The organism is Vibrio genomosp. F10 str. 9ZD137 (assembly GCF_049974785.1).
Taxonomy (GTDB): Bacteria; Pseudomonadota; Gammaproteobacteria; order Enterobacterales; family Vibrionaceae; genus Vibrio.
Genome location: NZ_JBNGCJ010000699.1, coordinates 1 through 5,563, shown reverse-complemented (window position 1 = coordinate 5,563; position 5,563 = coordinate 1). Strand labels below are relative to the sequence as shown.

General features: G+C 44.1%; 6 protein-coding genes. 3 read left to right on the top strand and 3 right to left on the bottom strand.

Annotated features, from left to right (window positions below):
* Both ACP45E_RS16715 and ACP45E_RS16710 read left to right on the top strand, forming a co-directional pair.
* Positions 1-762: methyl-accepting chemotaxis protein (locus ACP45E_RS16715; RefSeq protein ID WP_241824332.1), on the top strand; the 762-nt coding region annotated here is incomplete at its 5' end.
* Positions 763-959: 197 nt separating this feature from the next.
* Entirely contained in the window at positions 960-1,877 is a 918-nt protein-coding gene (locus ACP45E_RS16710) for a LysR family transcriptional regulator (RefSeq protein ID WP_017038269.1), read from the top strand.
* Between the two features lie 89 nt (positions 1,878-1,966).
* On the opposite strand, the gene ACP45E_RS16705 is transcribed toward ACP45E_RS16710, so the two are convergent.
* From ACP45E_RS16705 to ACP45E_RS16695, 3 genes are all read right to left on the bottom strand, one after another.
* Entirely contained in the window at positions 1,967-2,620 is a 654-nt protein-coding gene (locus tag ACP45E_RS16705; protein WP_017038268.1) for an HAD family hydrolase, read from the bottom strand.
* Positions 2,621-2,747: 127 nt separating this feature from the next.
* Positions 2,748-3,635 (bottom strand): patatin-like phospholipase family protein, encoded by an 888-nt coding sequence (locus ACP45E_RS16700; protein WP_017038267.1) that lies wholly within the window; start codon positions 3,633-3,635, stop codon positions 2,748-2,750.
* 183 nt (positions 3,636-3,818) lie between these two features.
* Positions 3,819-4,253 carry a DUF3010 family protein gene (locus ACP45E_RS16695; RefSeq protein WP_017036412.1) on the bottom strand — a complete coding sequence of 145 codons (435 nt, stop codon included), beginning with the start codon at positions 4,251-4,253 and terminating at the stop codon, positions 3,819-3,821.
* Between the two features lie 283 nt (positions 4,254-4,536).
* Here ACP45E_RS16695 and ACP45E_RS16690 point away from each other — a divergent pair.
* Positions 4,537-5,563, top strand: a 1,027-nt coding sequence (locus ACP45E_RS16690; protein WP_069585287.1) for a multidrug effflux MFS transporter, incomplete at its 3' end; no start/stop codon positions are given.

Sequence of the window (5,563 nt, the reverse complement as noted above, 5' to 3'; positions counted from 1 at the left end):
GGGCTGTTACACACTCAGTTGCAAGAAGTCGAACAATTAGCGACGGCAATGAATGAAATGTCAACGACGTCAGGGTTGGTCGCTCAAAATGCTCAAAGCGCAGCAGAATCGGCACAAACTGCGGATTTAGCGGCAACCAAAGGCAGCAGCATTGTTCTTGAAACCACACAAGCGATTCAAAACTTAGGTGACCAATTGGATGATTCAATGGTTGCGGTTCAGGCGCTTGGAAGCTCAATTGGAGACATTGAATCCATTGTGAGAGTGATTAACGAAATCGCTGATCAAACGAATTTATTAGCATTGAATGCAGCGATTGAAGCCGCACGAGCTGGTGATTCTGGCCGTGGTTTTGCCGTTGTGGCTGATGAGGTCAGAACTCTTGCTCAGCGCACGCAAGACTCGACCACTGAGATAAGGACGATGATTGATAAACTCCAACAAGGGTCGCAATCCGTCACTCAAACAATGAATATAAGCCATGAGCTAGCGATGTCGACCGTAGAACAAGCACAAACGGCCAACCATGCGCTAGAAGATATACGACATGCTATTTCTTCGATCACTGAGATGAACATTCAGATAGCCTCAGCAGCGGAAGAGCAGAGCTTGGTTGCGGAAGAGATCAACAATAACACTGTAAGCATTAAAGATCTGTCTGATAGAGTGACAGAAAAATCGACGCACACGAGTCAGCAGGTACTGAAACAGTCTGCGCATATTGAAGATCAAAATAAGCAGCTCAATCAGTTTATTGTTTGAAATTAGAACAATCTAGAACGATGTTTTTATTGATCGATGTCGGATAGGTTTCAATTGATGACTTATTGGAACCCATCTCATTTCACAATGAAATGTATTGCTATGTCATTATTGATATAACAGAACTTTCCTCGTAGCATTACGAGGAGACTACACTAACGCCATTCATTTAATTGCGTTCCCAAAAAGGCACACTGATGAACCTCCAGCAGATTGACTTGAATTTACTGAAAACCTTATTGGTTCTGTTGCAAGAAAAAAACACCAACCGGGCGGCTGAACGTCTAAATACAAGCCAACCTGCTGTCAGTCGAAACCTAGCCAAGCTAAGAGACCAACTCGGCGATCCTCTGTTTATTCGCCAATCTCGCGGACTCAAACTCACTCCCAAAGGTGAAGAACTTGCAGAACGGTTACCGAAAGTCTTTGACGATTTGACGGAGGCTTTAGCAGGTGAAGAGTTTTTGCCCGAGAAACAAGTGGGTGTGATTAAAATGGCTATGAATGGCTTTTTAATTGAAACTCATGGATACCAAATTTGTGAGGCTATTACCCATTCTGCGCCAAACGTAACGGTCGAACTTTTGAATTACTCAGCCAAAACCGCCGCTGAATTGATCAATGGTGAATTAGACTTTGCAATCAGCTATTACCCACTAGATGTGTCTAAAGAATTGAGACAGATACCGATAGGTTTGCTTAATTTTGTGGGTATTGTGCGTAAAGGACATGAATTAGAAGGTCAAACGGTATCGGTTAATGAGGTTTTTAATTATGACGTTGGTGGCTTGGTCGACCCTGACTTTAACCATAAGAGTATGTTACTGGCTGATTTTGTTGATACACAACATAACTTCAAGCCTAAGTTTAGGTGCCAAGACATCAATCCGATTCTCAATATTGTTCTTCGATCCGATATGGTATTTGTCGCGCCTAAGTCTTTGATGGCAGTGATTGATAATGAACGATACAGCTATGTTGAAGTGTCGGGAATAGAGAAACGTAACGAGATAAAAGTTGGGCTTTTATACAACAGTAAGTATCTAAAATCACAGAAATTCAAATGGATAGAGTCGATTTGTGATTCGGTGATCCCCCCTATAATGCTAAAGTAACATTCTTATGCATGGCTTAAAAAACCGATAGAGCAGCAATTCACTATCGGTTTTTGATATTGCCATTTTTTGTGTGGCCTCGATGTTGTCTAGGCTAACTTGAGTTCTTCTAAAACAACATGAAGTGACGAGCGCACCAAAGGTGACAATGCAAGAACTTCCTGGCAAGGCTGAACCAAATCGGGAATTTGGTAGGTGAGCATATCGGCAGCAATGGCGGCACGAACCCCATTATTTGAATCTTCAAATGCTAAGCAGTGTTTAGGATCCACATGTAAACGTTCAGCAGCGAGCAGATAGATTTCAGGGTGTGGTTTGCCGTGCTGAACTTCACAGCCGGTTGTTAGGTTATCGAAAAAGTGGTCAAGACCAGCAAGCCTTAGTTTTATTTCCGCGACCTCTTTTTGAGTCGATGTTGCAACGGCTGTCGGTACGTTATTCGCCTTTAACCAAGTCAGCAGCTCAACCACGCCATCTTTAACGGGGATGGCTTGATGTTTGACCACAGCGTTATACCGATCTCGCCACTCAACATGCAAAGCAGGGTAGTCAAGATCGGGACCATAGCCTTCTCGAATGACCGCTTCAATACCGGCTGAATTTCGTCCAATGATAGATAAATAGACCTCTTCCAAAAAAGGCACATTTTGCGCTCGGCACGCTTCTTTAAAAATCGACATACACACTCGCTCGGTATCGAGAAGTAATCCATCCATGTCAAAAATAGCGGCTTCAAATTTCATTATGCTTGTTTCTTTGCTTTGTTCAGTACAGGGCGTGCATTGTGTCATGTTTCATTAAAGACAACCATACGCACTCTCCTTTCCGCTTTTGAGATTCTTGAACTAAAGCCCCCAGTTATTTAAGCCTTCACAAACAAAAGTGACAATTCTCTTCATCGAGCCCAAATACGCCTTGTAAGCTGGCAAGGTGCTGTTTCCCTTCTGTTACGCCCATTTCGTAACCTGCTTTTAATGTCTTTTGATTCATAGTCAGTCGTCTTACTGCAAAATCCTCTGGCGGTGCTATTACTCGAATTTGTACGTCACAGGGTGGGTTTCGGATAAATTCCAATGAACGATTGTAGTTATCGGCACGCTTGAGCATTGCACGGGCGATATTGGGGTACTTCGCCAGCAGTCTTTTTATCATCCACGGATGTTTTACAGGACTCATTTGATAGCTCAATGGATGAGATAAAATCACGGTGATTTCTGTCGCTCCTCGTCGATAAGCCTCTTGAACCGGAATCGAGTCTGAAACTCCTCCATCTGTGTAGCAGCGGCCAGAGAAACAAGGCGTCTCTTTATAAGCAACGGGAAGTGCGGTGGTTGCTTCAATGACTTGGCCGAGATTACTGGGCTGAACATGGTAATAATCAGCGTAGCCTGTTTCGATATTGGTGACCGCAGCGTACATGGGAATAGAATGAAATAATCGGTCCCAATCCAAAGGAAACGCTCTATTGGATTGCTCCCAAAGCCAACGGACATCGACCAAATTGCCCCCTTTTGCAAAACGAAGCGGGCTATAGAAATGTTTGTCGGTAGCAAGCTGAGTAATCACTTTGGCGCTGCGTTTAGGGGAATGCCCGAGATAACCGATTAAATTGGTTGCCCCAGCCGACACACCGATAGCAAAATCGTAAGGCAGAAATTGGTTGTCCATGAAGGAATCAAGCACGCCACTGGCAAAAATACCGCGCATTGCTCCGCCTTCAACGATAAGGGCTTTTTGGGGTAGGGTAGAAGTGGTCATCGGGGGCTTCTCTGTCAATCAATCTTGCAGCTAGAGTAGCGTTAGCGAATCACTTTGGATAATGGGTTCTATGTATTGATTTGATAGGTGAAAGCGATGTCATTTTGCAGACACAAAAAAGCCATACCGCTTATTTATCACAAGCATGTGGTATGGCGTTTTTAGCTCAATAATTGTATTCGACTAAGAATATTTATGAGCCATAATGCATCCATAAGCGGTCATGAACGGTGCTTCTTGGTACTGTTTTAAGCCTGTTTCGCTGAATTTAACCGGCATAGGATTGCGCTTCAGTTTCTCTTTAATGTCGTTGGGTGCAACCACTTCGACATCGAGATCGCTGATCAGTTGGATAGCCGCTTCTAGTTTGAAGCCATAACCACCACCCGCGAATTTACCCTTGGTTTGACGTTGACGAATCACCACTTTGTCGACTTGGTAGTCTTCCATCAATTTAGCGAAAGAAAACTGAAAATCTCTCATTTGTTGAGTATCGTTGCCGTTCGCAATAGACACTTTAGAAACACGACAGTCAGGAATATTAAAGACACCGTCAGACAATGAAAGTAGGCAAATCACCGCGTCATTACCTTTGATCTCAACACCACAAATTTTCATTTTATTACCTTTTTACTTTAGACGTCGACATTATAGAGGCTATTCCCCTCTCTAGACCAGCATAACTGTTGGGGTTTCTTGTTTCGTTTTGCTTCATTCCTCGTTATTGTTTGATCCGCTTGAGCTTTAGGTCAATACAATCTGTTAATCTATCGAGTCGGCTGGATCAATATCAGAGGTGTGTGAATGCGATGGGCAAGAACAAGAGACACGTGGAAAGTTTGGCTGGATGGCAGAAAAAAGAGCAATAAGAATGAGATTGATCTTGGGAGCCACTTAAATTATGAGTAAACCGTTTGAGTTTAAAACCATCTTACTCGCTTGCTTAGTGATCAGTGTCGGGCAGTTGAGTATGGGGTTGGTTTTCCCATCATTGCCGTGGATAGCGAAAGACTTTGATATTTCTTTGGAACACGCCCAACTTTTGGTCAGTGTGTACTTACTTGGCTTTGGCCCCTCTCAATTTTTGTATGGGCCGATCTCGGATGCGCTGGGGCGTAAAAAGGTATTGTTGACCGGGCTGTTCATTGCCACGTTGGGGCTTGTGATGATCATCTACTTTAGCCATTCATTTACAGGCATGGTGGCTGGACGTTTTCTTCAAGGGTTAGGCACAGGCTGCTGCGCCGTGCTCGCGAGAGCGTCAACCCGAGATCGTTTTAGTGGTGCTGATTTGCCTATCGCCATGTCGTACATTGCCATGGTCGCTTCGATTACCCCTTTGTTTGCCCCTGTCCTGGGTGGGTTTATTAACTTCCACTTCGGTTGGAGTATGGTGTTCACATCATTGCTGGGGTATGTCTTTTTTACTTGGATTATCTTTGCCCTGAGATTTAAGGAAACCATTACAGAGCGCAGCCCAATTCCATCGCCTAAAAAGGTATTACTGCAATATCGCGAGCTATTAACCTCTCGCTACTTTATGAGCTTTGCCAGTATTAGTTGGCTGAACTTTAGCCTGATGATCACGACGGTGTCTGTGATGCCGTTTATCATGCAAAACCAAATTGGTATGACATCGGATCAATACGCATTATGGGCTTTGATCCCTGCGCTTGGCATGCTGGTCGGCACCAGTCTTTGTAATCGAGTTCGCCCCATCATTGGCAGTAAAAAAATGTTACTTTGTACGCCAGTCTTGCACCTTTGTGCGGCGATATGGCTGTTCTTTTGCCCTGTTGAACCGTTGTATTTGATGCTTGGTCAGCTATTGATGATTCTGGGCAATGGTATTGCTTTACCTTGTTCGCAAGCGTTGGTCATGCAACCTTATAAAAAAAATGCAGGGGCGGCGGCGGCGATGTCTGGCG

What these genes read in the sequence shown, in the direction of transcription:
- ACP45E_RS16710 (WP_017038269.1), top strand. Translation starts at nt 960, where the DNA reads ATGAACCTCCAGCAGATTGACTTGAATTTACTGAAAACCTTATTGGTT.
- ACP45E_RS16705 (WP_017038268.1), bottom strand. Translation starts at nt 2,620, where the DNA reads ATGAAATTTGAAGCCGCTATTTTTGACATGGATGGATTACTTCTCGAT.
- ACP45E_RS16700 (WP_017038267.1), bottom strand. Translation starts at nt 3,635, where the DNA reads ATGACCACTTCTACCCTACCCCAAAAAGCCCTTATCGTTGAAGGCGGA.
- ACP45E_RS16695 (WP_017036412.1), bottom strand. Translation starts at nt 4,253, where the DNA reads ATGAAAATTTGTGGTGTTGAGATCAAAGGTAATGACGCGGTGATTTGC.